This is a genomic window from Erysipelothrix piscisicarius, from assembly GCF_003931795.1.
GTDB classification, from domain to species: domain Bacteria; phylum Bacillota_I; class Bacilli_A; order Erysipelotrichales; family Erysipelotrichaceae; genus Erysipelothrix; species Erysipelothrix piscisicarius.
On record NZ_CP034234.1, the window covers coordinates 693325 to 718287 of the forward strand.

A 24963-nucleotide genomic window follows, 5' to 3' on the forward strand; every position below is an offset into this window, starting at 1 on the left:
TAACCATGCATAGAAAAGAGATGATATCGTGAAACATACATTTAAAAATTATGGAATTGATGACTCAATTCTAAAGTCAATTCAGTATTTGGGCTATGATGCCCCAACTGATGTTCAACAAGAAGTGATTCCTGCTGTATTAAGTGGGAAAAATATTGTTGTGCAATCACAAACAGGTAGTGGAAAAACCGCTTCATTTGGGATTCCTATTTGTCATCAGGTTGATTGGGCAAAACGTAAGCCTCAAGTTTTAGTGTTAGCACCGACGCGTGAACTTGCCATCCAAATCCAAGAAGATTTATTTAATCTTGGTCGTTTTAAACGCTTAAAGGTTGAAGCGTTATTTGGGCGCAGTTCATTTGAGAAACAGGCACAGCGTTTAAAAGAAATGACCCACATCCTTGTCGCAACGCCTGGTCGTTTATTAGACCATATGGCAAGAGAAACCGTGGATCTTTCGCATATTGAAACATTAGTGATTGATGAAGCTGACGAAATGTTTAATATGGGCTTTATTGATCAAATTACAAGTATTATTAACCGTATTCCCAAAAAGAGTCAAAAATTACTCTTTTCCGCAACCATGCCAGAACGCGTTAAAGATCTCTGTACGCTTTACATAAAAAATCCGCAGTGGATTGATATCGAAACAGAAAGTCGTGTTGAAGACCGTATTGATGAACGTTACTATATTGTCGATTATCCCGATAAAATGGCGTTACTTGAATCCGTACTCATAACGGAAAATCCAGATAGTTCAATCATCTTCTGCAATACCAAAGAACAAGTAGAATCCGTGACTGATTTTATGGAAGACTTAGGGTGCAAGGTAGATACCCTTCATGGTGGGATGGAACAACGTTTTCGAACCAAAGTCCTAGCGGACTTTAAACATGGTCTTTTCCGTTATCTTGTGGCTACGGATGTGGCAGCACGTGGATTGGATATTGATGATGTTTCACTCGTGGTGAACTTCGATGTTCCTGAAAATACGGAAAGCTATACACACCGCGTGGGCCGTACCGCACGTGTGGATAAATATGGTAAAAGAGAAACAAGTCAACGTGACGAAATGAAATTTATGAATTTAATTATTAATGAAACGGATCATGAACTTCAAAAAGTTGTGAAACCAAGTCAAAGCCTTGTGGATGCACGGCGTGATGCATTTGAAGCCAAACGTGATCGCAAACCTAAAGTCAAAAAAGATAAAGCGCATGACTTTAAACAAGAAATCACCAAAATTCATATTAACGCAGGTAAGAAAACAAAAATGAGACCGGTCGATATTGTGGGTGCATTGTGTTCCATTGAAGGTATGAATGCAGAAGACATTGGGGTTATCAGTATTGTCGATGTTTCAACCTTTGTGGAGATTCTTAATGGTAAAGGAGACCTTGTTTTAAAAGCACTTAAAACAATGCCCATTAAGGGGAGACCTCGTAAAGTAAACCGTGCCAATAAAACGGAATACGAACGCCTCTTATAAAAAAAAAAAAAACTGTAGCTGCACCTTAAAGGAGGCAGCTACAGTTTTTTTTTCTAAAAAAGATACGTTAGCGATAAAAAATTATTGTTTGCGTTTAAAAATCACAAATCCGCAAAGGGATACAAGCATTCCAAGTCCGACAAATCCAGAAACAGCTTTTCCTGTTTTAGGAAGTGTTGCATCGGTTTTGTCTGTCGGTGTTGTTTGAACATCACCTTCAGTTGTGCTATCGGGAGTTTCGGGTTTTTGAGAATCCGTATCCGGTTTTGGTTCTACAATCGGAGGTGTGATGCTTTCATCAGGATTTGATGGTTCCTCTGTTTCAACCTCACGTTTGCTTAAACCTCTAACGGCTGAGTCTAAGGCTTCAATGGCTTCTTTAATCTGCGCTTCATTTGGTGTAGAAGCTTTGAAGAGACGTCTAAAACTGAAGCGTGGTGTTTGAAGCAGTGCTTTCGCAGACTCCAACGCATCATATACGGTCTGCACACTTGTCTCTGTATAAAGAGACAGATCAAGGGTATTCATGTAATCCTCAACCTCTTAAATTTTTAAACGTAATGAATCTAAAGTGTAGTTACTTAACTCGAGATTGTTGATCAATTCATTGAGGTTTTGAACCATTTCATCAATTATTTCCTGTGTTGTTTCTGAGTTATCAAGAAGCTCATAGGCTTTTTCTTTTAATTCAAGTAATGGTTTAAAACTTGCTTCGGTATAAAGGTTTTGATCGTAGCTTTCAAGTGTTTCAAGAACGTGATTTAAGCTTGAATAATCGAGAGGTGCACGATATGTTTTTCCATGCAGGGTAATTTCCGCAGCATTTCCATAGTTTTCAAGACCTTTTACGACTTTAAAAACTAGTGTATCCACATGAGCATCCTCAAACGTAATGGTTTTCTTTGAAAGATTTGTATCGAGAGTGCCTTCAGTGAGAACCTGAAGCGGTGCATCACCCAATTTACCTAAGATTTGATATTCTGTGACGACACCGTTGATCGTTCCATCTTGACGTGGTAGATAGGTCAAGGCATTCACAACCATCTCATGATGGAATGAAATCGTTACATCAAATGGCGGGTTTTATCGCCCCATTTGAGTGCCAGAAGGTCCTATCGCCATCAAAGGCTAAGCCGATAGGACCTTCAACGAGTGTGTTCCTTTTCATCTTCTTGACTTGATGCCGTTACATCAAACATTGAGTTTGGAATGTAGGTTGGATCAATCGCATCAATCATTGCATGGATTTGTTGGATGAAATCACCAATGGTAAAGGGATTATCACTTAAGAGTTCTGCTTTGGTAATCAGTTGATCCGCTGCATCTTTTACACTTGGTGCTAGGTTTTCAAAATCAAGGGCTTTAAGTGTTTCGAGTGCTGCATCAAGACCGTGTTTATTCGCAATATTGAGTGCTTTCCCATCAAGTGTTTCAAGATAGCCTTCAGTAAAGCCATTGAGAATGGTGATGGGTTCTGTTAAGTTAAAGCGTATTGTGTTCGCATCAACACGTTTTGGTGTTGATGTTTGATGTGTATTATACGTTAACGTTAAGTTTGAGCTAGGAATTAAAGCCTTATCCGATTTTATTTCAAGGAAGGTATCCTGAATATCAAGATTTAAACTTGAGGTATCTTTAACACCTAAATCTTCAAACGAGAAACGTTTAAACATCATCGACATATTATCCCCGTTTTCAGGTTTTTTATGTTCGTACATTAAACCAAAATGTCCATCAGGAAGTGGTTGAACCACATTGTACTCATAATTTCCACTTTGCATATGCGTATTGGAGAGCAGAACGAGTCGTTCACCTTCTAAAACTTGAAGCAGCTTTACTGCCCCATTGGTTCGTTTAGGACCATTTGGATTTGCAAGTAAGATATACTCGTTACCTTCATGGTTATAATGTAAGGCCGACATTTGTGAGTAAACATCGGTAATGGGAAGAGTTTCAAGATCATTCTCCCAGGTTTCTCCATTATCATAAGATGTACCTACCAGAACTTTTCCGGATACATTTCGCGCAAATTGTTTCAGGGTACCGTTATTAAGTTGGACCACTTGGGATTCGGTGACCAGGGCGCCGCCATTATTTAAGGTTTCGGAATTTAAAACTTGACCGTTAAAGTTACGGTTATCGTTGAGGTATTCCGTTTTATGCCACGTAATACCATCGGCACTTTTGATCATGGATGTGGATTGAGAATTACCGCCATGACGGTTTGTATGGTAAATCGGGAAAGCGAGTTCGCCATTTTCAAGTTGAATGCCAACGCCAGGACCCGTTCCTATGAACTGCATCCAATCTGCTTTGACTTGTGGTGTAATATCATGAGGCGATGACCAGGTTTGACCGTCATCATCCGAATGGGTTAACCATAGATAAGCCGTTTGACGGACGCGTAGGGGACTTTTCTTAAGGTAGATATTTCCCACATATGTATCGCCCTCATAAATATCTCCAAGATCATTGAAAGGCATGCCTTTCTCAGATTCTAAGACAACGCGATAATTCGTGATGATATCCGTATTTAAATCAAATACGGTCCCATCAGCTTTTGCGTAGTATTTCTTGCCATCAGTACCTTTTAGAACAATATGCGTACCGTCTTCTTTGGTTACATAAGGTTGACCAAAGTCCTGGTCTTCATTTTGAACACTAAAGAATCCACGTGATTCTGGGAACATATCAACTAAAAGATAAATACGGCCATTCCGTTTATCTTGTGCCATTGCCGCATCAATAAGGAATGCGGAACTTTGATAGTTTGTATTCACATTTTCCTGGGAAACATTTGGGTCTGATTTTAAATCAATAATCACTTGGGTATCAGACCATGTTTTACCACTGTCTTGACTTCTACGGATTGCGATATCGATATTTCCCCAGTCTGCTTGATGGGTAATACGTTTATCAATCGCAGCTAAGACGGTCCCATCTTGAGTTGTGAGAAGACTTGGAATGCGGTAGTTTTTACTGCCATCTTGTCCCGGTGCATAGAGCTCAATTGCTTCTGAAGTCGATGGATCAACGGTTGAAGCGGTGTCGGAATGTAATGTTTTAATGGTATCAACATCGAGGATGTCGTGGGTTAGGTTTAATGAAGCAATCTTTCCACTAAAAGGCCATAAGTTTTCACCTTTTAAGCGGGCAACGCCACCCAGTTTCATACGATTCCAAGGTATGGATTGGATTTTCGTGAAATCAATATCATCTTGGGATGCAAGTAAGAGTCCATCTGCATAAATTTCTACACGATTACCATGATTAAGGACGGTAACGGTGTGCCAGTTTGCGTTGGCAAGTTGGGTACTTGTGCCCGAAGTATTAATAATATGTTTTCCGGTTTCATCTCTGAATTCAATGCCAAGCTTACCGGTACTGTTTTGATAGTAAAGCGCGAAATAGTTGTTTTCCAAATTTGCGTTTGATATTGAAAACAGTGAAGTAAGATCACTGGATAGTGATTCAGAACGGAAACGTAAGGTTAGGGAACCTTGGTTAAATTCTTTGATGTGTGATAAATGGTCGGAAATATCAGCACCTTCTCCCTTTAAGTGTAGGTGATTAAGATTTAGATCATTCATAGCAAAGATAGAACTTGGGTAAAGACTTATACCCAATACAAGTGTAAGAAGCACGACGAAAATGTTACTTATTTTCTTCAATTTAAATACCCCTCTCATATAAGTAATGTATGGATGATTCAAATGTAAGCGCTTCATTCATCGACATTATAGCATCTTTTTTCGCCATGTCCAAAACAATTTACAAAATTTCATATTCATGAAAATCAGTTTCCTTAAGCGTTGAATTTTAGCTTGTAAACCCGCAATTTAGCGAAAATAATTACCAAAAAAAGGAGCTTAGCGCTCCTTCGCATATTTACCTTGCCAGGTGTTCTTTTGAACCATGAGTTTATCGATTTCATTGGTGACTGCAATTTTGCGAACCGTCCAAAGTGGGGCAAGCAAATCATCCGCCATGCCATCTCCAGTAAGTCGAGCAACCACAATATCTTCGGGCAGGCGTTCAATTTGTTTCACAACCACATCCACATAGTCATCACGGTAGAGAAGTGGAAACGGATTTTTTTGATATTCTGCACCCAGTTTTGTTTCTTTAATAATATGAAGCATGTGTATTTTAACCATCTCCGGATGCATTCGTGCAAGGTAATCGGCAGTTTCAAGCATCATCTCAGGCGTTTCCTGAGGAAATCCGTTAATAATATGAACACAAGTACGAATGCCTGCTGCTTTGAGTTTTTGTATACAAGTTGTGACCGATTCAAGATCGTGACCCCGATTCATACATTCGGAAGTTTCAGGATGAATGGTTTGCAAGCCAATTTCGATGGTCAAGTCTTTCTTACGACTCATTGCTTCAAAATATGCAATCTTCTCATCATCCAAGCAATCACTGCGTGTCGCAATATCAATCCCCACAAAACGATCATCATTGAAGAAAGGGTCGTAGAGTTTTTTGAGGTTTTCTAAGGAATCATGTGTATTTGAGTAGGCTTGAAAGTATGCAATCTTGGCGGCATGGGGCCATTTTTGAAGCATTATATTTTGGCTGTGCTCGATTTGCTTTTCTAAGTCTGGATTTTTTAAAATCATATCCCCTGATCCACGGGCACTACAGAAGTTACAACCGCCACTTCCACACGTACCATCACGATTTGGACAGGTAAATCCTGCATCGATGCTGACTTTAAATGCTTTTTGGCCATAAGTTTTCTGGGTAAAATAGTTATATGTTTGATAACGCTTGTTATCAAGGGAATAAGGATATGGGTTTGTCATCGTAATACCTCCATAATACAATAGTCGATGTCATTGCGGGTAAATGTTTGATCTGTTTGTGTAAAACCAAAACGTTTATAGTATGAAATTTTGCTTGTTCGCGCATTAAGAATGATGCGCCCATTATATAATGATAGCACATGGCTTAATAACAGGCTTCCATATCCTTGATTTTGGAAGCCTGGAAGGGTTGCGAATTTTCGAAGTTGGACCGTGTCATCATGCTTAACGACAGAGATTACGGAAAGACAGTGTTGGTCCAAAAAGAGACCATAATGAAGTGCCATGGCGTCATCCTCTGTTTGTGCTAAGGTTATGGGGCCATCAGGATACATTGCGTGATGGCGGATGGGTAAAACCTGTTGAAGTGAAGTTGTTTGTATGGATATCATGATTATTCTCCTTGTGACATATTATACGGTAAATGGTAGAATAGATGTAAAGAATTAGAAAATAGATTGAGGACTTTATGAAACAAGCACGACAACAAGCATCAAACGCCAATGAAAACATCAATCCCATTCAGCACGAAGCGCGGGAATCATTGCGTTTAAATAAATATATCAGTGATTCGGGTTATTGTTCACGTCGACAAGCAGATCGTTATATTGCGGAAGGGGTAGTTGCCATTGATGGAGTTACGGCTATTGTTGGCCAACAAGTACTGCCAGGGCAACGTGTAACCGTTGAAGGCAATCACGTGACCATCGATGACGAGAAAGTTTATATCGCCTTAAATAAACCACGTGGTATTACATGTACAACGGATGGTGCCATTGAGGGCAATATTTCAGATTTTATGAACTACCCAAAGATGATCTTCCCAATAGGACGGTTGGATAAAGATTCCAGTGGCTTAATTCTACTTACCAATGATGGTGATATTGTTAATAAAATATTACGTGAAGAATACGGTCATGATAAAGAATATATCGTATCGGTGAATAAGATGATTGATGAAGACTTTATTACCCAAATGTCCAAAGGGGTCGAGATCTATAACCAACAAACCCATCGTATGCAAGTGACCAATCCATCCGATGTGGAGCAAGTTGCACCGAAAACCTTTCGAATTATTTTAAATCAAGGTTTAAACCGACAAATTCGCCGGATGACAAAGGCATTGGGATTTAAAGTCACAACGTTAAACCGGGTTCGAATTATGAATATTAAACTGGGTGATTTAAAGGTAGGAGAATGGAGTTATCTAAGCGTCCAAGAACTTGAAGAAATGAACCGACGTATCCAAAGCCGCTAAGCGGCTTTTTTAATGCGCTATAATCAGAGATTATTACGCAATAGGTTTTAGTTATAAGTATTGCTTATGACTGAATGGCCAAAACGGTCAAATTTTGTGATACAAGTTATTAATTTCACAAATACAAAAGAAATAAATCACTTTTAAATCGAAAAAAGTGATATAAGGGCAGATTATGGCTAAAGTCGTAAAAACTCGTGAGTTAATTAGTTGTAATGTCAACAATACGTGATACGATTTATGAGCAAGGCAACGATTAGCCTTAAACATTTGATGATTATCCATGCGGTGATGCGCAAAAGATACGGGGATCTGATAATCCTATAAATGTAAGGTGTCGTTTGCTTATTTGTCATTCATAGGAGGAGAACATGAAGAAGACAGAAAATATTATTGGATTTGTATTGCTTATCGAAGTATTCATCCTTGGAAAGAATTTTTTAGCGTCTGATATGCATTTATTCAGACTTGTAATGGGGATTGCATTAGGATATACATTAACACGTGCTGCAACAGGGTTTGCAGGAAGTGTGAACCGTGCTGCAAATACAGGTTCCACAAAATTAATGAAAACCTTAATGTTTATGTTCTTTATTACAACAGCATTATCCGCATCATTTATGATTTTCCAAGATCCATCACAAATGGATTTATGGGTTAATCCAATTAATGGTGGGTTACTTGTTGGGGGTGTGCTTTTCGGATTTGGGATGGCATTCTCATCCTGCTGTGCATCAGGTGTTTTAACGGATTTAATTACAAGTTTACCACGTGCTTTAATTACACTCGTATTCTTTAGCTTTGGGGTCTTTATTGGATTCCCTCTTCAAAAACAAGGTTGGGTTGCGACATCATGGTTTGTATCTGAAGTTGGATCACAAACAGCAGGTGGTGTCTTCTTACCAGACCTCTTTAAATGGGATGGTCTTGGTGGATGCCTTGGCGCATTAATCTTAACAGCACTGCTTTGTGGTCTTGTGGTTGTGCTTGCGAACAAATACGAAGCAAAACGTAAAAAAGAGGGTACATACACAGGTCACTTTGTGGAAAAAGGCCAAGATAGTATGGAATCATTTGAAGTTGAAAAAGATTATGCTTTCCCAACAGAAAGTACTTATGAACGTCTTTTTGTAAAGACATGGACTTTAAAACAAGGTGCAGTGATCATCGCGATCCTCTTTACATTATTAATGGGTGTTACTAAAGCAGGTTGGGGTGCATCAACACCTTACGGTTTCTGGTTTGGTAAATTCTTAACACTCTTTGGTGTATCCGCAGAATCCCTGGGATCATTTACACAAATGGATCCAGCTGTATTCTCAAAACCATTCTTAGCAAACCCTGTAACAGTTCAAAACATGGGTATCCTTGTTGGAACTGCAGTATACTTACTGACAGCAGGTAAATTTAAAAATACATTTATGTCAGAGCTACACATTACCGTTAAAGATGGACTGCTTTATGCAATGGGTGGTATCACAATGGGTGTTGGAACACGTCTTGCGAACGGATGTAATGTTGGTGCTTTATATACACCGATTGCGAACTTCTCGTTATCCGGTTGGGTATTCCTTGTTGTGATGGTAATCGGTGGTTACTTGGGAAACAAACTCGCAAAACCATTTACAAAAATAAAGTCTTAAAACGATAACTTAGATTAGAAAAGAAAGAGGATTCTACCATGAGTAAAAGAATATTAATTGTTGGAGGGGTAGCTGGAGGTGCTTCAGTTGCAGCTCGTGTTCGTCGTCAAGATGAACATGCGGAAGTCATTATGTTTGAACGCGGACCGAATGTGTCCTTCTCAAACTGTGCTTTACCATATCACCTAAGCGGCATTGTTGCTTCAAGTGATGACTTAGTCTTAATGACCCCTGAACAATTTAAAAAACAATATAACATCATTGCACGCACAAGCACTGAAGTTCTAAAAATTAATCGTGACGCGAAAACCGTTACGGTTAAAAACTTTGAAACTGGTGAAGAAATGGATGAAGCGTATGACAAGCTTGTCCTATCACCAGGAGCAAGTGCAATCTTACCACGCAGTATCGAAGGCATTGACGGTGATAATGTCTTTACCGTACGTAATGTTGTCGATATTAAAAAATTAAACGGACATATCGTCACCAACAACATTGAAAACATTACCGTTGTTGGTGGGGGATTTATCGGTGTGGCAGTTGCGGAAAACTTGCGTCATGCAGGCAAAAACGTAACACTTGTGGAAGCTATTGATCAAATCATGAGTCCATTCGATTATGATATGGCACAAGTACTACATAAAGAAATGATGGATCACGGCATCAACCTAATCCTTGGTGATGGCGTTAAAAAGATTACAGAAACAAGTGTGGAACTGGGTTCAGGAACCATCTTAGAATCCGGCGCAGTTGTCATGGCAATCGGTGTTGCACCTGAAACAAGTCTTGCGAAAGCCGCAGATCTTGAAATCGGTGTTACTGGTGGAATTAAGGTAGATCACAATTATCTTACAAACGATAAAAATATTTACGCAGTGGGTGATGCGATTGAAGTCTTCCACCAAATTACACATAAACCAACACGTCTTGCACTTGCAGGTCCTGCTCAACGTCAAGCACGTGCAGCTGCAGATCACATGTATGGAATTCCTCATAACAATAAAGGTGTTGTCGGATCATCATGTGTACAAGTATTTGATTTGAACGCTGCATCAACTGGTCTTAATGAAAAAATGGCAAAGGCTAACGGTTTCGACTATGACTTTGTTTACATTATCCCGGGTGATAAAGTAGGGTTAATGCCCGATGCAAATCCAATGCACTTTAAACTTTTATTTGAATACCCAACAGGTAAATTACTGGGTGCACAAGCAATCGGTAAGGGAAATGTTGATAAACGTATTGATGTCATTGCGACAATGATTCAAATGGGTGGAACGCTTGAAGATCTTAAAGAAGTTGAATTATGCTATGCACCACCATTTGGTACAGCCAAAGATGTTGTGAATCATGCAGCGCTTGTTGGTTTAAACCTTCTTTACGGTCGTTTCAACCAAGTTCCTGTAACGCAAGTTCGCGAATTGGTAGAATCCAATGCATGTATTATTGATGTGCGTGAAGAACATGAATATGCTTTAAGTCACCTTATCAATGCAATCAATATTCCATTAAGCCAAATTCGTGATCGCTTGGATGAAATTCCTACGGATAAGCCTGTATATTTACACTGTCGTTCAAGCCAACGTTCATATAATGCTGTAATGGCACTTCAAAACCTTGGATTTGATAATGTAATTAATATTTCTGGATCATATCTTGGAATCTGTGTTTATGAATACTTTAACGATCAAGTCACAGGCCGTGATAAAATCGTTACAGAATACAACTTTAACTAAGGAAACAGTATGCGCAAAAGACTCAGTAAATTGGATATCTTGGCGCTTGCATTAGGTTCAATTATCGGTTGGGGATCGTTTACGCTCCCGGGGACCAAGTTCTTGCCCGAAAGCGGTGTAATAAACACTGCGATCGGGCTTATTCTTGGTGGCATCGCAATTATCTTTATTGTTCAAGGCTATCATGTCATGATGTCTTCCCATAATGAAGATGGTGGTGAGTTCTCATATACATACAATAATTTAGGAAAAAAGCACGGTTTCATTGTAGGCTGGTTCTTAATTCTTTGTTATATCAGTATGGTGCCTCTGAATGCGACAGCATTTGTGCTTGTCGTGAAAAAACTTTTTGGATCAATTGTAACGTTTGGATACCTCTATGATATCGGAGGAACCTCTGTATATCTCTCAGAAATACTAATCGCAAGCTTTATCATTATTATCTTTGCGAAAATAAACATCCAAGGACTTAAGATGAGTTCGAAAGTTCAAAATGTGATGATTTTACTTACAGTCGCAAATATTATGGTAATTTTCACCATGATGCTAGCCACTCAAGGAACTTCCGTTCTAAAAGAAAACTATATTACACCCTATACCTTTGATCTTGCTCAAATTGCGAAAGTTTTTGCGATTGCACCGTTTCTCTTTGTAGGGTTTGATGTCATACCACAGGGTTCAACAGATTTAGACTTTAGTCCTTCAAAAGCCGTTCGGGTTACCATGCTCGCTGTGTTTGCAGGTGTTGTATTCTATAATCTCAATAACATCACGACAGCCTTGGGCTTTGCGCCACAAGCAGGTTTGCTTGAGGAGTGGGCATTAGGGTCAGCGGTTTTAAGTCGCTTGGGATTTGCGGCGTTTATCTTGCTGCTGATTTCACTTGCAGGTGCGGTATCGGGTGGTATTAATGGCTTTATGCTTGGGGGAAGCAAACTTATTGGAGCATTAGCTCAATATAAGCTCATTCCTGAAAAGTATAGCTATGAAAACCAAAATGGGATGTACACGAAAGCAATTCGATTTATTACGATCGTGAGTCTTGTTGCTCCATGGTTTGGACGTGAGATGATTATCTATATAGTAGATATGTCATCGCTTCTAGCGGCCATCGTTTATTTCTATGTGTGTATGATTAGCTATCGAAAATCGTCGGGGCGTTTAAGTGCTGCTGGTGCTTTAGTAAGTCTTGTGTTTGTGGGACTTCTCGTCATACCGGGATCACCTGGACAACTCCAGTTGCCCTCATTTATCTTTATGATTATTTGGTCGGCACTTGGTGTTTTCTATTATTTTAAATATCAATAATCTTTTTGGTTAAAGCACTGTCGCTTTACCCTTTTTTTATGAAACACCTTCGATGATGTTTAATTGTGTGACACAACATTTTCGTTATGTTTCAACGCTGAAAAGGGTATAATAGAAAAGAAAAGAGGAATCCCATGAAACGAAATGCAGCTTATTTAACCATCGCAATTCTTATCTCAAAAATATTAGGTCTTGTAAGAGGCCTTGTTTTATCATATTTTTACGGAACATCCATGGTATCGGATGTTTACTTTACTTCATGGAGTATTCCTAATGTTATCTTTGGTTTTGTAGCAATCGGATTGGTAAGTACGTTTATTCCGGTTTATATTCGAGCATCAGAAGAGCACGGTGAAGGCATTGCCGATCGATACATGAGTGATGCCCTCAATCTGATTGCGCTTTTAGCTTTGGTACTTGTATTACTGGGGCTTGTCTTTACCCAAGAACTTGTACTCGTATTCGCACATGGGTATACAGGAGCCAAACTGGCACTTGCGGTTCGCTTTACTAAAGTGACATTGTTATCCATCTTTTTTATTGGGGCACGGTCGATTTATGAGAGCTATCATGAGATTCATAATCGCTTTCTTATTGCGCCAATCGGAAGTTTTATGATGAATATTGTCGTGATTCTATCCATTTTTATGAGCGTGAAAACGGATATCATGGTCTTACCCATTGGGATTTTTGTGGCGAGTGTCATTCAATATCTATTTGCCTTCCTAACATCAAAAGGTAAAGGCTTTAAACGTCGTTTAACCTTTGATGTTCGCAATCCTTATGTGAAGATGATGACGGTGATGGCGATTCCAATTATTCTTGGGGCTTCAATTGATCAAATAAATCTCGTCATTGACCGCACCATTGCCTCTACATTTGCGGATGGATCGATTTCCGCCATCAGTTATGCATCGCAAATCAATGACGCAGTCTTAGGTGTATTCGTCTCCACAATGGCAACAGTACTCTATCCAACCCTAGTGGGGAATGCAGTTCGAAATGAAACCGAACAACTTAAAGAAACCGTTACGAAAATATTAAATGTTGTGAATTTATTAATGATTCCTGCGTCAATTGGGATTATGGTGCTTTCAAAACCGATTGTTATGATGCTTCTAGGTCATGGTAAGTTTGATGATCAAGCGATTGTGGTTACGGGTACAATTTTATTTTTCTATTCCTTGGGTCTTGTGGCATTTGGAATGCGACAGGTTCTAACGAAAACCTTTTATGCACTGGAAGATACAAAGACACCCGTACGTATTGGGGTTATTTCTGTAGTCGCCAATATTGTTTTAAATCTTCTGCTTTCAAAGACAATGGGGGTAACCGGTCTTGCACTTGCAACCACATTGGCTGCATTTATCGGATCACTGTTACTCTATAATGCTCTGCGTATCCGTTTAAATGGATTGAGAACGGGTCAATTTATGCGTTCGTTCTCAAAAACGATGATCGCTTCACTTATTATGGGATTTGCGGTTTATGCCATCTATTACCCAACGGTGCTTGCTGATATGGGTAAAAAAGGTGTTGTGATTGTGATTGCCTTTGGTATTGCGGTCTATATGCTCGTCATGCATTTTATGGGTGTACCGGAATATGATGAAATTATTAAAAAAAGAATCAAGGTTTAATCATAAAAAAAACTTCTTGAGAAGAACTTGTTTTGTTCTTTTAAGAAGTTTTTTTATCGAGATAATTGGTCAACGTATCAAGTTGCCATTTTCGCTCAAGGGAACGTTTACTGCGTTTTCCAACTTGAACTGCTTTTAAGGCATAGTCTGCACATTGAATGCCGTGTGCTTTAACCTGTGTCGTTCCTGCCGCATGACCGCTCGCTCTAAGTAAATAGATGTGTTCTGTTTTTGTAAGCTCACGTGCACGTTCATGGGCTTTTAAGGCACGTTTTCGTGCTTCATCAGTCGTCATAGTGCCTTGAACCCAATCTCGTGTTGCTTTAAGGGACGCGGTGGCGTGCACATCACGATATCGACAAAGAGTTAAGGCATGTTCCAAGCAATCACCAGCCCACATGACAACAATGGGTTTGGGTGTGTCTTTTAAAAGTGTTTCCAGTAATTCAGTATCAGTCATGTTTGATGTGTTGGATATAGTGTCCATAGCCTTCCTCTTCCATTTGATCAAGTGGTATAAAGCGAAGCGCTGCGGAATTAATGCAGTAACGAAGTCCACCAAGTTCTTTCGGTCCATCGTTAAAGACATGGCCTAAATGCGAATCTGCATTTAAGGAACGGACTTCGATACGTCGTGTTTCATCTTCAACCTCAAGCAATGCATCAATTGGTTTTGAGAAAGCTGGCCATCCACAACCTGCATTAAACTTATCATTTGATAAGAAAAGGGGTTCGCCACTTACGATATCGACATAAATTCCCGGCTCATAAAAATCATCATATTCGCCCGTAAACGGTGCTTCAGTGGCACTGTTTTGGGTGACTTCATATTGAATGGGTGTGAGTTTATTTTTTAGATTCATCTTTATGTCCTCCTGAATTTATTATAGAACAATGTTGTATCTTAAACAATTCTTAAACATTTGACCCGTTGGGTTTTAAACAGTTAGTCCCTATAATAGAACTATGAGGTGACGAGATGGCTAAAATTTTGATTTGTGATGATGAAAGAGATATTGTGAACGCATTAAAAATTTATTTATCACAAGAAGATTATATGATTTATGAAGCATTTAATGGTGTCGAAGCATTGGATGTGCTTAAGAAGGAGCGGATTGATCCGGTGTTACTGGATATTATGATGCCTGAAATGGATGGGTTGGAGGCGATAATGCATATTCGTCAAACAACAACAATCCCAATTATATTCTTGACGGCTAAGGGAGAAGATACGGATAAGATTTTAGGATTAAATGTTGGGGCGGATGACTACATAACGAAACCGTTTAATCCAATGGAAGTGATTGCGCGCGTAAAATCACAACTTCGTCGGTATAGACAATTTAATCAAGGTTATATAGAATCGTCACATATTTTAAAAGTAGGTGGACTGGAATTAAATGATGAAACCAAATCGGTGAGTATGGATGGAAAACACGTCCGTTGTACACCTACCGAGTTTGAAATCTTAAAGTTCTTGATGGCACATCCAAACCGTGTTTTTTCACCCAAGCAGATTTACGAACAGGTATGGCAAGACCATTCCTATGGTGCAGAAGGGACGGTTGCTGTTCATATTCGCCACTTAAGAGAAAAACTCGAAATCAATCCATCCGAACCACGTTATTTTAAAGTAGTGTGGGGTCAAGGATATAAAATAGAAGGAGATATAAACCATGAATCGAAATAAACGCAAACATTTTATGATTCGTTTCGTCTCAGCGGCCGTATTTATCGTATCCCTTTGGGGATTTGTAGGGAGTGTGTATGGTCTGGTGAAGATGCAAGATCTTCATGTGAACAGCATGACGCCTGAAGCATTACGGGAGCATGTTTTCAAAGAAACAGCCCAAGAACAAATTAAGGCTTTGATTCGAACGTCATCGATTGATAATGCGTCTGAAAAACGTTTTTCCGCAGGACTTATAGACATGGAACAATCTGTCGTGTCTCCAAATCATTTTTTTAAAATCTATAATTCGGAGAATGCACTTCTATACAGCAAGGAATCCCCTTCTAAATCTGGATTTATCACAGTCTATACTCTTTCGGATTATCAAAGCGTGGATGAACGTGATTCGAATGGTAATTATATAAAATCACAAATGATTCAAAAAGATTACCGGGTTGAAAGCCAAATCGTTGAGGGAGCACCCGATGTGTTTTGGTACCTGGATCTTTTGATCACGACGCTTTTAGAGATTGGTTACCGATTATATGGCATTCTCATTGTTTCTGCATTCTTAATGCTTGCATCGATGATTACATATACAAAACATGCAGGGATTCGACAAGAAGATGGTAACATCGAACAGAATACCTTCGATCGCTCACCTTTAGAACCTTTTGTGTTATTATATTTGCTGGTTTTTGGCTTTTCAATGAGTCTTCTTGGCGAGAGTATTAATGTATTCTATCGCGATGTTCCCAATGCCTTTTTGATGGGTACGAGCATTTCGCTCATCGGACTGGGATTATCCTTTGTCTTTTATCATTCTTTAATTAAACGCATTAAAGCAAAACAGCTCTTTGTGAATTCATGGGTCTATCGATGGGGGGACCTCCCGATAAAATGTTTGTATCAAGCGTCATTTTCCAATCGTGACTTGCTTCTAAAAGTTTCCATGATTGTGGGAGCATCGTTACTGTTTGATTTTATAACGATGATATCAATTTCCAATCATAATAGTGGAACCATGTTGTTTTTCTGGTTGATTAAAACAGGGGTGGTTGTCTATTTTATCTTGAAATTTGCAGTTGATGGTAAAGCAATCCGTGAAGCGACACAAGCAATGGTTTCAGGAAATTTCGATAAGTCCCTTGATACTTCAAAACTTAATGGCGTCTTAAAAGACCATGCACAGGATTTAAATCAACTATCTGATGGGATGCATCGTGCGGTTGAGCGACAAATGAAATCGGAACGCATGAAAACGGATTTGATTACAAATGTCTCACATGACATCAAAACACCGTTGACATCAATTATCAATTATATTGGTCTTCTTGAACAAAAATCGTTTGACGATCTTGAAGTGCAGGAATACTTAAACGTTCTTTCAAGACAATCGTTACGTCTTAAAAAATTAATTGAGGATTTAGTTGAAGCATCGAAAGCGAGTTCAGGAACAATCCCTCTCAATCAAGAAGATACCGACCTTAATGTCCTTCTTGATCAAGTCATTGGAGAGTACCGTGATCGTTTGAATCAGAATGAATTAGAGCTTATTGTGATACAAGATGAGGTTCATGCGCATTTAGATGGTAATGTCCTTTTCCGTATTTTGGATAATCTATTTGGAAATATTTGCAAGTATTCCTTAACCAAATCACGTGTTTATGTAACGTTAAATCAAATTGATCACAATGCAGTCATCGAAATTAAAAATATATCGGATGTATCGTTAAACATCAGTTCGGATGAATTAATGGAGCGATTTGTACGCGGGGATGCTTCCCGAAATACAGAAGGGAGCGGTCTGGGGCTTTCAATCGCAAAAGCATTAACTGAAGTCATGGGGGCGCGTTTAAGTTGGAAATTGACGGCGATTTATTTAAAGTTAAATTAACCTTCCCACTTCAGTGACACACTTCGTTTTCTCACGTATAATAAAGTGAAGGAGACGATGCTTATGAATCAAAAACTTATGAAATTTAAAAATATCATCGTCTTAATCGCCGTAATTAATTTTACGATGTTGACGATAGTTCGCGTGATTCTCTATTCTGAATTGCATTTAGTTTATCGCTCCCATTTTAAGATGTTTCTTTATCTGTATCATCCTCCTGTTGATTTACATGGTTTATTTTCTAATGCGTCCCAACGCCTTTGATCGACGGTATGGCATTGACAACTTAACTCGACGCATCTTTCTCACAGTATTTCTACTGGGATGTATTTTTTATTTAGGGTCCATCATGACACGTTATGTTATTGGGCTGGAGCGAACAGAAGTCAAACGTGCAGGGATGATTGAAGTAACCGCGAATGGACATCTTGAACGCTATCGAAATCGAGGGCCATTCTTTATGGAGTACATCACACCATCCCCCAATTAAGTAAAACGATCTTTCCAGGATCGTTTTTTTTTACGTGATTTTGAATAACAATTATTGACAAGAAAAGTGAGAATCTCTATATTTAAACTTGATTTACTTAAGGAGGATGTATTATGAATCGGATATTGGTGGTTGATGATGATTTTGAAATCAGAGAATTGCTTGAATTACTACTCACAAACGATGGTTTTCACGTGCAGACATATGCGAATGGGTATGACGCGCTGGAGGCTCTTGATGATGGATTTGATTTAGCCATTTTAGATGTAATGATGCCAGAAATTGATGGTATTCAGCTTTGCCAGAAAATTCGGGATGCACATCACATTCCAATTTTATTTCTAACTGCAAAAGAAAGAGAAGAAGATGTAGTTAAAGGATTTTCAGCAGGTGCGGATGACTATGTCATGAAACCCTTCTCGTATCTTGAACTCAGTGTGCGTGTGAAAGCACTGCTTCGACGTTACTGTAATTACGGAAGCAAACCACAAGGGTATGAGTCCGATTTTCTTGAATCAAAGGACTTGCGTTTAAATCGTAGGACCAATGAAGTTTATAAAAAGGGAGCACTGCTCGATCTTACAGAACGTGAGTATCGTATATTACGGCTTCTTTTAGGGAATCCAGGCCGCATTTATACGATGGAACAGCTTTTTGAAATTGTATGGGAGGATACATATTTTTATTCGTGTTCCAATACGGTGATGGTTCATATTCGAAACCTGCGTAAAAAAGTTGAGGATGAACCCAATAAACCCAAAATTGTAAAGAACGTTTGGGGTAAAGGGTATACATACGATGGTCTTTAGGCAAACAAAGAAGCCAACGCATCTTTCGTTTCAAATTTTGGTTTATATCTTTATCGCAACAGTCGTGAGTTCGTGTTTGTATTTTACGATGCAGCGTTTCTCTGAAATCTATATTACCAGTGTCCACCCCAAACGAAACACGATTTTTCAACGTGTCGAATCTTTACAAACGTATATTGATGATAAAAACATTACCGAGCAATCCTTTGATCAACTGAATGATTGGGCTAAGCAATATCCTTATTCAGTGTTTTATATCTATAATAATTCAAAACTTTTGTATACCAATGATCTTGAGGTTGAGGTGCGATCCTTTGATACGGTCAATGATGCCTCCTACCCTTACAAACCTTTGGATTAAAGGTAGATGGGGATTCCTTCGTGTTGATATCATGAGTCAAGATATTATTGAATTTCTCGATCGCTTTGATCAGGTGAATCGGGTTGTTTCGTTTATCGCATTTATAACGGTTATGTGTATTTTACTGCGAAGCATGACCTTATACATTGAAACGATTACCAACGAACTGAATGCGATTGGCGGTGGGATGCTTGAAACAAAAGTGTCGGAGCAGGGAATGATGAACTGACTGATTTAGCGCGTGGCATTAATATGATGCGCGAAGCGCTGATTGCGAATACGGAGATGGTTGTGCGTTCACAAGAAGCCTTGAAAGATGCAACCACAACGTTATCGCATGATATACGAACGCCAATGACCATCTTGTTGGGTTATCTTGAATACCTACAAAATGATCAGTCACTCGATCCTTCGCATCACGATAAGATTCAACGTTGTTATCAAAAAGCACATCAAGTTAAAGCTTTAGCGCAAGCGTTACTTCAATGCTTCACCGATATTGCCAATCAAGAAGATCATTCTTTTCCAATAATTAAAACCTCTTTTCAAGACTTGAAGCAGGACTTTTTAAAACAACTAATGGCTTCCCTTGAGGTACATGGTTTGGATATTGTTGTAGAGGACTGTGTTCAAGACCTGGGATGGTGCTATGTATCCCATATCTTAATGCATCGCATTTTTGATAATATCACCTCAAACATTATTAAATACGCTCAATATGAACACGGGGTTACGGTGAAAATCATGATGAAAGGATCCAAGGTATGGATGATCATTGAGAATGATGTTGCCGTAGAACCACGAAATCAGGAGAGTTATGGTATTGGGTTAAGAAGTTGTGATCGCTTGATGAGTCTACAAGATGGTTCATTGACTTGGAATCGGATTGGAAATCGATTCCAAGTATGCCTTGCATTGACGGTTAAGAATTATTAAGTAAGAAAGAATAGGATTTATTAGTATTCTTTTGTATACTATCAATGTCTTAAAACTGGATGACCGTATACATAATTAATCTCGTTGATTTGATAACGATTGTTATCAATCCATATTCTTTCCACGATCAGTCCTTCAGTTGTAATAAGACACAAAAAAACAGGATTTATATTCCTGTTTTTTTTTGTGTCGTCTATCTATACAATTCCCATCATAAATTCAACTCCCAATGCAACAACCACAACCAGTAATGAAATAATAAAACCGTGAAGGAACGGATTGAGTCCTGTCTTGATCATAGATTTAAATTTTGTATTTAATCCAATTGAAGCCAGTGCACATACCATTAAAAACTTACTAATTTGTTTCAGTAAATGACTGATGCCAACAGGTATGAGACCCGTACTGTTGAGGATGGCCATGCCAATAAATAATAGAATAAACCATGGGATGATTCGGGTGAATTTAATGGATTCATTTGCGGGTGTTAAACCGTCACGTTTTTACGTGAGCATGAATTAACGAGAAGACAATAACGGTTGGAATGATTGCCAGTGTCCGTGTCAACTTAACCATGGTCGCGAAATCACCGGCAGCCTCAGAGAATGCATAGCCAGCGGCCACAACACTTGATGTATCATTCACCGCAGTGCCTGCCCACAAGCCATAAGCCATGTCGGTAAGTCCAAGTGCTTTACCCATAATTGGAAATAAAACAATCATTAGGACATCAAACAAGAAAGTTGCGGACATCGCATAGGCGATATCTTCATCTTCTGCTTCAATAACAGGTGCAATCGCTGCGATTGCGGAACCACCACAAATTCCAGTACCGGCAGATATTAAATTGGATAACTTCCAATTTAAGTCAAGTTTCTTACCGATAAAGTAACCCCCGCCAAAACATGTAAGGAGGGTAAAGACCATCACAGCTAAAGAAAGTTTTCCTACAGTTAAGATCATGGTGATATTAAGCGATGCACCTAAAAGAATAATTGCGAATTTTAAAACGTGTTTCGATGTGAATTTTAAACCTGTTTTAATCAATGCACTTGGTTCTTTCCATGCATTCACAAGCATTCCAATAAGAAGTGCAATGACGGATGCACCGACAAATTTTACGGGTAATAAGCTTTCAAGGACGACCGCAATCAAAGCGACAATGCATGAAAGCATAAAACCGGGTGTATATTTTTTAATTGAGTTCATAAGACCCCTCTTTCCAAAGAAAGTATAACATGTCCAATCATAACGGTTTATTATTCTGTGTTATAATAGATAAAGAATATTTATGGAGGGCGTATGGATCCAAAGTTAAAAACATTAATGACGGTAATGGATTTGGAAAGTTATACCGAGGCGGCTTAGGCACTTCATTTAACCCAACCCGCAGTATCGCAACATATTAAACGTTTGGAATCGGTGTATCAGTGTAAATTGGTGTTTTTTGAAGGGCGTGGGCTTCATTTTACACAAGCTGCTTATTTTCTGTATGATTTCGCCAAAATTCAAAGTGCTCACCAAGAGGTGTTATTTCAAAAACTTGAACGTATCGAAAATCCAGTATCCATTGTAATGACATTATCAATTGCGGATTATTACTTTCCGACGTCATTACGATCGTATCTGATTGATGAGTGTGTCAATTTCCAGATTAAAGTTGCGAATACGGAGACGCTTTTGGAGGATTTGAAATCGGGTGTTATTGATTGTGCCTTGGTTGAAGGAATGTTTGACCAAGATATCTTTACATCACATATCTTTACAGAGGCACGTTTTATGCCTGTGGTGGCACAAAACCATCCTTTGGCAGGACAAGGGGTGAGCGTGGAAGAATTATTGTACTATCCCGTTATCGTGCGCGAGCAAGGTTCAGGGACCCGTTCAATTTTTGAAAATTGGCTGACGGCTCATAATCATCGCTTAACCTCGTTTAAATCAGTCAAGAGATTGGCAGTTTTCAAACCATAAAACATTTTAAAACGATCGGATGCGTTGTCGTTTATGTATACCAAAGTAGCTCATGATGATATTGAAAACAAAACGTTAACGTATCTTGAGTTAGAAGATTTTGAATTAAAACGTCCCTTGCATTTTGTCTATCTAAAACATCACCTTAAACACAATGAGATTGAAGCAATTTACCGACTTACGCAAAAATAAAAGAGGAACTTATATTGGAGTAGTAAACTAAAAGTAGACAAGTAAAAAAGACTTGTCTACTTTTTTGTGTAATAATAAAATCAGAGATAAAACGGAGGTATTAATGATGGGAAGACCCAAAGGTGGATTAAATAATAAATGGACTTATGAGGATCGTATTAAAGTCGTTACACGTCATATTGATGAACATATAAGTGCTGCGAAACTATCACAAGAAACAGGAATACCTAAAGGAACGATTAATGGTTGGATTGATCGATTCATGCGTGATGGTAAAGAGGGTTTAAAAAACAAGAAAAAGACAGGAAATCATTTTTCTGCGCTTCATACGAGTAAATCATTAACTGAGCTCGAACGACTTCAACTCGAAATTCTAAAACGAGATATTGAGATTGCACGATTAAAAAAAGGGTACCAGGTGAAAGGAGTTGGTGTAAACAAGGAGTTCGTTACTTTAAAAGACAAGAATTCCAAATAGCACATGACTTATCTTTTAAACATCCGATTACGTTCATTCTTAGATTTATGAATTTGAACCGATCTGGTTATTACAAGTGGTTAAAGCATAAGAATGATCTCAATATTTATGAACAAAAAAGAGCGATTCTTAGCTTTGTGATTAAAGACTGGCATCGCCGTTTTCCAAGTTATGGTTATCATGATATCGCTGCAGTCATGAGAAAGCAAAGTGATTTAGGGATTGAATTTTCCGATAATTTAATCCACAAGTGTTGCAAGTTTTTAAATATTAAATCAAAAGTTAAACACTATTCCTATAAAAAACCTGGAACACAAAGTCGAATTTATCCTAATATTATAAAGAATCAATGGAGGGGAACCAAACCTTTAGAAATTATTGTTTCAGATATGACACATATTCGAAACAAAGGGATTAATTATGAATGGACTTTAATGGTTGATACCTTTAACAATGAAATTATCAGTTCTGCATTATCGCGTACAACTGGTGATCCTAAGCCTTACTACAAGTGTCTCGAGGATCTCCTTGCGCTACTTAAGGATAATAAAAAAACAGCTCCCACGATTCTTCACACAGATCAAGGAGCTGTCTACCACTCTAAAGCTTTCGCTAAAGCGCATGAAAATTATAACATAATTAGATCTATGTCGCGAGCTGGAACACCTACAGATAATCCAATTATCGAATCATTAAATGGATGGATTAAAGCAGAAATGGCGTGTGATTATCAATACTGGTCCGTAGATAACTTTGAAAATTTTATCGAAGAATATGTACATTATTTCAATTTTGAAAGACCTGCTTACTGTTTAAATTACAAAACCCCTATCCAATATAAAATGGATAAGGGTTTCTAGTCTTTTATCAATGTCTACTTTTGTTTGACAACTCCAGTTATATCAGTTCCTCTTTCTTTTGGATGGATTGAAGTTGCAAACTGCAGAAGGCAAGGATGAAAGTGGGAACGACCCATCCCAAGTTGAGTGAATAGAGGGGCAGTGCTCGACAGCATTGTGTAATTACGGGAATTGAAATTTTAATGTGATCAAGCACCGTAATAATACTAAAAATCGTACTTGAGATGATTGCAATACGGTATGTAAGAGCAGAAGGTTTTGAAGACAAACCTAAGAGAATTAAAACGATGGCCGCAGGATAGACACATGCGAGGATGGGCCCACTGATTTTAAGGATTGTTGTTAATCCGATATTTGAAATTGCGAAACTTAGGAAGCAAAGGATTGATACCCTACGGCGATAGCTTAAGCGTGGATAACGTTCTGCGAAAAATTCAGAAGAACAGCTGATGAGCCCAACGCATGTTGTAAGGCATGCAAGAAAGAAGAGCATCCCCAATACGAATGGACCGTAGTTTCCAAATAAACGTGTTCCAAGACGGGCAATAACTTCCGCACCATTTTGCGCATGAAGTAATTCACTCGACATTAAATTACCCAAAAAACCAAGCATACAATAAACAATAAATAAGAGAATACCTGCAATCACACCCGATTGAATGGTGGATTTTCGAACTTGTTGTTCATCTTTCAAACCGTAACTTTTGATTGACATTGTAACCAAAATACCAAGATTTAAAGCACCTAATCCATCGAGTGTTAAGTAGCCATCCACAAAACCACTCGCGAATGCAGACCCTGATGTGAGGTAGGGCTCATGCGATAGGGTGTTACTGGATAAAGTTGTGACGAAAGCCGCACCAAACAATATTAATATAAATAACAAAAGCAACGGTGTTAAGATTTTTCCAACACGATCGCTGAGTGCTTGTGGTTTTATACAAAAACCAAAGCATAGAAGAAAAAATAGGAATGAATAAATCAATAATCCAATTTGAATATGACTTGGGTCATTAAAGAGGAGGCGAAGTGACGTTTCGAATGGCATAATCCCTGCTCGTGGCACCGATAAGAGTGGACCACTTAAAAGATATAAAATGGTTGGGAAAATTAGTGCAAAGCACGGATGTACTTTGTCTGCGAGATTTAAAAAACCATCTTGTTTGGAAACGGCAACAAGGGCAAGGATTGGTAAGAGTACCGCTGTAATACTAAATGCAAAGATTCCAATCCATTTGTGTGAACCCGCAAGGTAACCAATCATTGTTGGGAAAATAAGATTTCCAGCACCGAAGAACATGGAAAACAACATTAAACTAACAGACAGTAATTGTGATTTTGATAATTTATTCATATGAATACCCCTTAATTTTTAATTTTATTTTTTAATTAAACTTTAATGAACAAATATT

General features: G+C 38.5%; 28 protein-coding genes and 1 pseudogene. 19 read left to right on the forward strand and 10 right to left on the reverse strand.

Features of this window, described 5'->3' with window-relative positions:
* Positions 1-28 precede the first annotated feature (28 nt).
* Entirely contained in the window at positions 29-1489 is a 1461-nt protein-coding gene (locus EEI45_RS03370; RefSeq protein WP_125164149.1) for a DEAD/DEAH box helicase, read from the forward strand.
* A gap of 81 nt (positions 1490-1570) precedes the next feature.
* On the opposite strand, the gene EEI45_RS09070 is transcribed toward EEI45_RS03370, so the two are convergent.
* From EEI45_RS09070 to EEI45_RS03385, 5 genes are all read right to left on the reverse strand, one after another.
* A complete protein-coding gene (locus tag EEI45_RS09070; protein WP_228410509.1) occupies positions 1571-2017 on the reverse strand; it encodes an LPXTG cell wall anchor domain-containing protein in 447 nt (148 codons plus the stop codon).
* A 15-nt stretch (positions 2018-2032) separates the two neighbouring features.
* Positions 2033-2527 (reverse strand): hypothetical protein, encoded by a 495-nt coding sequence (locus EEI45_RS09075; RefSeq protein ID WP_228410510.1) that lies wholly within the window; start codon positions 2525-2527, stop codon positions 2033-2035.
* Between the two features lie 107 nt (positions 2528-2634).
* The gene (locus EEI45_RS03375) at positions 2635-5160 is read right to left on the reverse strand and encodes a sialidase family protein (RefSeq protein ID WP_228410511.1); all 2526 of its coding nucleotides are present in this window, start codon (positions 5158-5160) and stop codon (positions 2635-2637) included.
* A gap of 198 nt (positions 5161-5358) precedes the next feature.
* Entirely contained in the window at positions 5359-6300 is a 942-nt protein-coding gene (locus tag EEI45_RS03380; RefSeq protein ID WP_125164150.1) for a TIGR01212 family radical SAM protein, read from the reverse strand.
* Positions 6297-6692 (reverse strand): GNAT family N-acetyltransferase, encoded by a 396-nt coding sequence (locus EEI45_RS03385; RefSeq protein WP_125164151.1) that lies wholly within the window; start codon positions 6690-6692, stop codon positions 6297-6299. Before EEI45_RS03385 ends, EEI45_RS03380 begins: the two co-directional genes overlap by 4 nt.
* A 77-nt stretch (positions 6693-6769) precedes the next feature.
* Between EEI45_RS03385 and EEI45_RS03390 the strand changes: the two genes are divergently transcribed.
* From EEI45_RS03390 to murJ, 5 genes are all read left to right on the forward strand, one after another.
* Positions 6770-7558 (forward strand): pseudouridine synthase, encoded by a 789-nt coding sequence (locus EEI45_RS03390; RefSeq protein WP_125164152.1) that lies wholly within the window; start codon positions 6770-6772, stop codon positions 7556-7558.
* Positions 7559-7929: 371 nt separating this feature from the next.
* Positions 7930-9201: a YeeE/YedE family protein gene (locus EEI45_RS03395; protein ID WP_125164153.1), complete on the forward strand. Its 1272-nt coding sequence runs from the start codon at positions 7930-7932 to the stop codon at positions 9199-9201.
* A gap of 38 nt (positions 9202-9239) precedes the next feature.
* Entirely contained in the window at positions 9240-10937 is a 1698-nt protein-coding gene (locus tag EEI45_RS03400; protein ID WP_125164154.1) for an FAD-dependent oxidoreductase, read from the forward strand.
* Between the two features lie 9 nt (positions 10938-10946).
* The gene (locus tag EEI45_RS03405) at positions 10947-12245 is read left to right on the forward strand and encodes an APC family permease (protein ID WP_125164155.1); all 1299 of its coding nucleotides are present in this window, start codon (positions 10947-10949) and stop codon (positions 12243-12245) included.
* 134 nt (positions 12246-12379) lie between these two features.
* A complete protein-coding gene (gene murJ, locus EEI45_RS03410) occupies positions 12380-13885 on the forward strand; it encodes a murein biosynthesis integral membrane protein MurJ (protein WP_125164156.1) in 1506 nt (501 codons plus the stop codon).
* Between the two features lie 40 nt (positions 13886-13925).
* Here murJ and EEI45_RS03415 read toward each other — a convergent pair whose 3' ends face one another.
* Positions 13926-14372, reverse strand: coding sequence for a putative immunity protein (locus EEI45_RS03415; protein ID WP_228410512.1), 447 nt, complete (start codon positions 14370-14372; stop codon positions 13926-13928).
* Positions 14338-14748 carry a peptide-methionine (R)-S-oxide reductase MsrB gene (gene msrB / locus EEI45_RS03420; RefSeq protein WP_125164157.1) on the reverse strand — a complete coding sequence of 137 codons (411 nt, stop codon included), beginning with the start codon at positions 14746-14748 and terminating at the stop codon, positions 14338-14340. The genes EEI45_RS03415 and msrB overlap by 35 nt, the downstream gene beginning before the upstream one ends.
* 116 nt (positions 14749-14864) lie before the next feature.
* Between msrB and EEI45_RS03425 the strand changes: the two genes are divergently transcribed.
* From EEI45_RS03425 to EEI45_RS09100, 8 genes are all read left to right on the forward strand, one after another.
* The gene (locus tag EEI45_RS03425; RefSeq protein ID WP_125164158.1) at positions 14865-15575 is read left to right on the forward strand and encodes a response regulator transcription factor; all 711 of its coding nucleotides are present in this window, start codon (positions 14865-14867) and stop codon (positions 15573-15575) included.
* Complete coding sequence (locus tag EEI45_RS03430) at positions 15562-17454, forward strand: sensor histidine kinase (protein WP_228410513.1); 1893 nt, start codon at positions 15562-15564, stop codon at positions 17452-17454. The genes EEI45_RS03425 and EEI45_RS03430 overlap by 14 nt, the downstream gene beginning before the upstream one ends.
* A gap of 63 nt (positions 17455-17517) precedes the next feature.
* The gene (locus tag EEI45_RS09080; protein WP_228410514.1) at positions 17518-17718 is read left to right on the forward strand and encodes a hypothetical protein; all 201 of its coding nucleotides are present in this window, start codon (positions 17518-17520) and stop codon (positions 17716-17718) included.
* Between the two features lie 85 nt (positions 17719-17803).
* Positions 17804-17944 carry a hypothetical protein gene (locus EEI45_RS09085; protein ID WP_228410515.1) on the forward strand — a complete coding sequence of 47 codons (141 nt, stop codon included), beginning with the start codon at positions 17804-17806 and terminating at the stop codon, positions 17942-17944.
* Positions 17945-18057: 113 nt separating this feature from the next.
* Positions 18058-18753 (forward strand): response regulator transcription factor, encoded by a 696-nt coding sequence (locus EEI45_RS03440; RefSeq protein ID WP_125164159.1) that lies wholly within the window; start codon positions 18058-18060, stop codon positions 18751-18753.
* Between the two features lie 37 nt (positions 18754-18790).
* A complete protein-coding gene (locus tag EEI45_RS09090; RefSeq protein WP_228410516.1) occupies positions 18791-19114 on the forward strand; it encodes a hypothetical protein in 324 nt (107 codons plus the stop codon).
* A 31-nt stretch (positions 19115-19145) separates the two neighbouring features.
* On the forward strand, positions 19146-19343 hold the full coding sequence (locus tag EEI45_RS09095) for a hypothetical protein (protein WP_228410517.1): 198 nt from the start codon (positions 19146-19148) through the stop codon (positions 19341-19343).
* A gap of 23 nt (positions 19344-19366) precedes the next feature.
* Entirely contained in the window at positions 19367-20050 is a 684-nt protein-coding gene (locus EEI45_RS09100) for a sensor histidine kinase (protein ID WP_228410518.1), read from the forward strand.
* A gap of 197 nt (positions 20051-20247) precedes the next feature.
* Here EEI45_RS09100 and EEI45_RS09895 read toward each other — a convergent pair whose 3' ends face one another.
* Together EEI45_RS09895 and EEI45_RS03450 are read right to left on the reverse strand one after the other, a co-directional pair.
* Positions 20248-20472, reverse strand: coding sequence for a putative sulfate exporter family transporter (locus EEI45_RS09895; RefSeq protein WP_267128150.1), 225 nt, complete (start codon positions 20470-20472; stop codon positions 20248-20250).
* 73 nt (positions 20473-20545) lie between these two features.
* Positions 20546-21259, reverse strand: coding sequence for a YeiH family protein (locus tag EEI45_RS03450; protein ID WP_267128151.1), 714 nt, complete (start codon positions 21257-21259; stop codon positions 20546-20548).
* Between the two features lie 171 nt (positions 21260-21430).
* Here EEI45_RS03450 and EEI45_RS10065 point away from each other — a divergent pair.
* From EEI45_RS10065 to EEI45_RS03465, 5 genes and pseudogenes are all read left to right on the forward strand, one after another.
* Positions 21431-21520 (forward strand): annotated as a pseudogene (locus EEI45_RS10065) (helix-turn-helix domain-containing protein); the annotation flags it as partial.
* A gap of 57 nt (positions 21521-21577) precedes the next feature.
* Entirely contained in the window at positions 21578-22021 is a 444-nt protein-coding gene (locus EEI45_RS03455) for a LysR substrate-binding domain-containing protein (protein WP_407644014.1), read from the forward strand.
* A gap of 33 nt (positions 22022-22054) precedes the next feature.
* The gene (locus EEI45_RS09105) at positions 22055-22213 is read left to right on the forward strand and encodes a hypothetical protein (RefSeq protein ID WP_228410519.1); all 159 of its coding nucleotides are present in this window, start codon (positions 22055-22057) and stop codon (positions 22211-22213) included.
* A 103-nt stretch (positions 22214-22316) separates the two neighbouring features.
* Positions 22317-22691 (forward strand): helix-turn-helix domain-containing protein, encoded by a 375-nt coding sequence (locus EEI45_RS03460; protein ID WP_181950066.1) that lies wholly within the window; start codon positions 22317-22319, stop codon positions 22689-22691.
* A complete protein-coding gene (locus EEI45_RS03465; protein WP_267128162.1) occupies positions 22688-23551 on the forward strand; it encodes an IS3 family transposase in 864 nt (287 codons plus the stop codon). The genes EEI45_RS03460 and EEI45_RS03465 overlap by 4 nt, the downstream gene beginning before the upstream one ends.
* A 37-nt stretch (positions 23552-23588) precedes the next feature.
* Here the strand turns inward: EEI45_RS03465 and brnQ are convergent, their stop codons facing one another.
* Complete coding sequence (brnQ, locus tag EEI45_RS03470) at positions 23589-24905, reverse strand: branched-chain amino acid transport system II carrier protein (RefSeq protein ID WP_125164161.1); 1317 nt, start codon at positions 24903-24905, stop codon at positions 23589-23591.
* Positions 24906-24963: the final 58 nt, after the last annotated feature.

Coding starts and splice junctions, on each gene's coding strand:
- EEI45_RS03390 (WP_125164152.1), top strand. CDS start 6,770: ATGAAACAAGCACGACAACAAGCATCAAACGCCAATGAAAACATCAAT.
- EEI45_RS09080 (WP_228410514.1), top strand. CDS start 17,518: ATGAATCAAAAACTTATGAAATTTAAAAATATCATCGTCTTAATCGCC.
- EEI45_RS03405 (WP_125164155.1), top strand. CDS start 10,947: ATGCGCAAAAGACTCAGTAAATTGGATATCTTGGCGCTTGCATTAGGT.
- EEI45_RS09895 (WP_267128150.1), bottom strand. CDS start 20,472: ATGGCCATCCTCAACAGTACGGGTCTCATACCTGTTGGCATCAGTCAT.
- EEI45_RS09100 (WP_228410518.1), top strand. CDS start 19,367: ATGATGCGCGAAGCGCTGATTGCGAATACGGAGATGGTTGTGCGTTCA.
- EEI45_RS09070 (WP_228410509.1), bottom strand. CDS start 2,017: ATGAATACCCTTGATCTGTCTCTTTATACAGAGACAAGTGTGCAGACC.
- EEI45_RS09095 (WP_228410517.1), top strand. CDS start 19,146: ATGAGTCAAGATATTATTGAATTTCTCGATCGCTTTGATCAGGTGAAT.
- EEI45_RS09105 (WP_228410519.1), top strand. CDS start 22,055: ATGTATACCAAAGTAGCTCATGATGATATTGAAAACAAAACGTTAACG.
- EEI45_RS03425 (WP_125164158.1), top strand. CDS start 14,865: ATGGCTAAAATTTTGATTTGTGATGATGAAAGAGATATTGTGAACGCA.
- murJ (WP_125164156.1), top strand. CDS start 12,380: ATGAAACGAAATGCAGCTTATTTAACCATCGCAATTCTTATCTCAAAA.
- EEI45_RS03385 (WP_125164151.1), bottom strand. CDS start 6,692: ATGATATCCATACAAACAACTTCACTTCAACAGGTTTTACCCATCCGC.
- EEI45_RS03440 (WP_125164159.1), top strand. CDS start 18,058: ATGAATCGGATATTGGTGGTTGATGATGATTTTGAAATCAGAGAATTG.
- EEI45_RS09085 (WP_228410515.1), top strand. CDS start 17,804: ATGACACGTTATGTTATTGGGCTGGAGCGAACAGAAGTCAAACGTGCA.
- EEI45_RS03415 (WP_228410512.1), bottom strand. CDS start 14,372: ATGGACACTATATCCAACACATCAAACATGACTGATACTGAATTACTG.
- msrB (WP_125164157.1), bottom strand. CDS start 14,748: ATGAATCTAAAAAATAAACTCACACCCATTCAATATGAAGTCACCCAA.
- EEI45_RS03395 (WP_125164153.1), top strand. CDS start 7,930: ATGAAGAAGACAGAAAATATTATTGGATTTGTATTGCTTATCGAAGTA.
- EEI45_RS03380 (WP_125164150.1), bottom strand. CDS start 6,300: ATGACAAACCCATATCCTTATTCCCTTGATAACAAGCGTTATCAAACA.
- EEI45_RS03430 (WP_228410513.1), top strand. CDS start 15,562: ATGAATCGAAATAAACGCAAACATTTTATGATTCGTTTCGTCTCAGCG.
- EEI45_RS03400 (WP_125164154.1), top strand. CDS start 9,240: ATGAGTAAAAGAATATTAATTGTTGGAGGGGTAGCTGGAGGTGCTTCA.
- EEI45_RS03460 (WP_181950066.1), top strand. CDS start 22,317: ATGATGGGAAGACCCAAAGGTGGATTAAATAATAAATGGACTTATGAG.
- EEI45_RS03450 (WP_267128151.1), bottom strand. CDS start 21,259: ATGAACTCAATTAAAAAATATACACCCGGTTTTATGCTTTCATGCATT.
- brnQ (WP_125164161.1), bottom strand. CDS start 24,905: ATGAATAAATTATCAAAATCACAATTACTGTCTGTTAGTTTAATGTTG.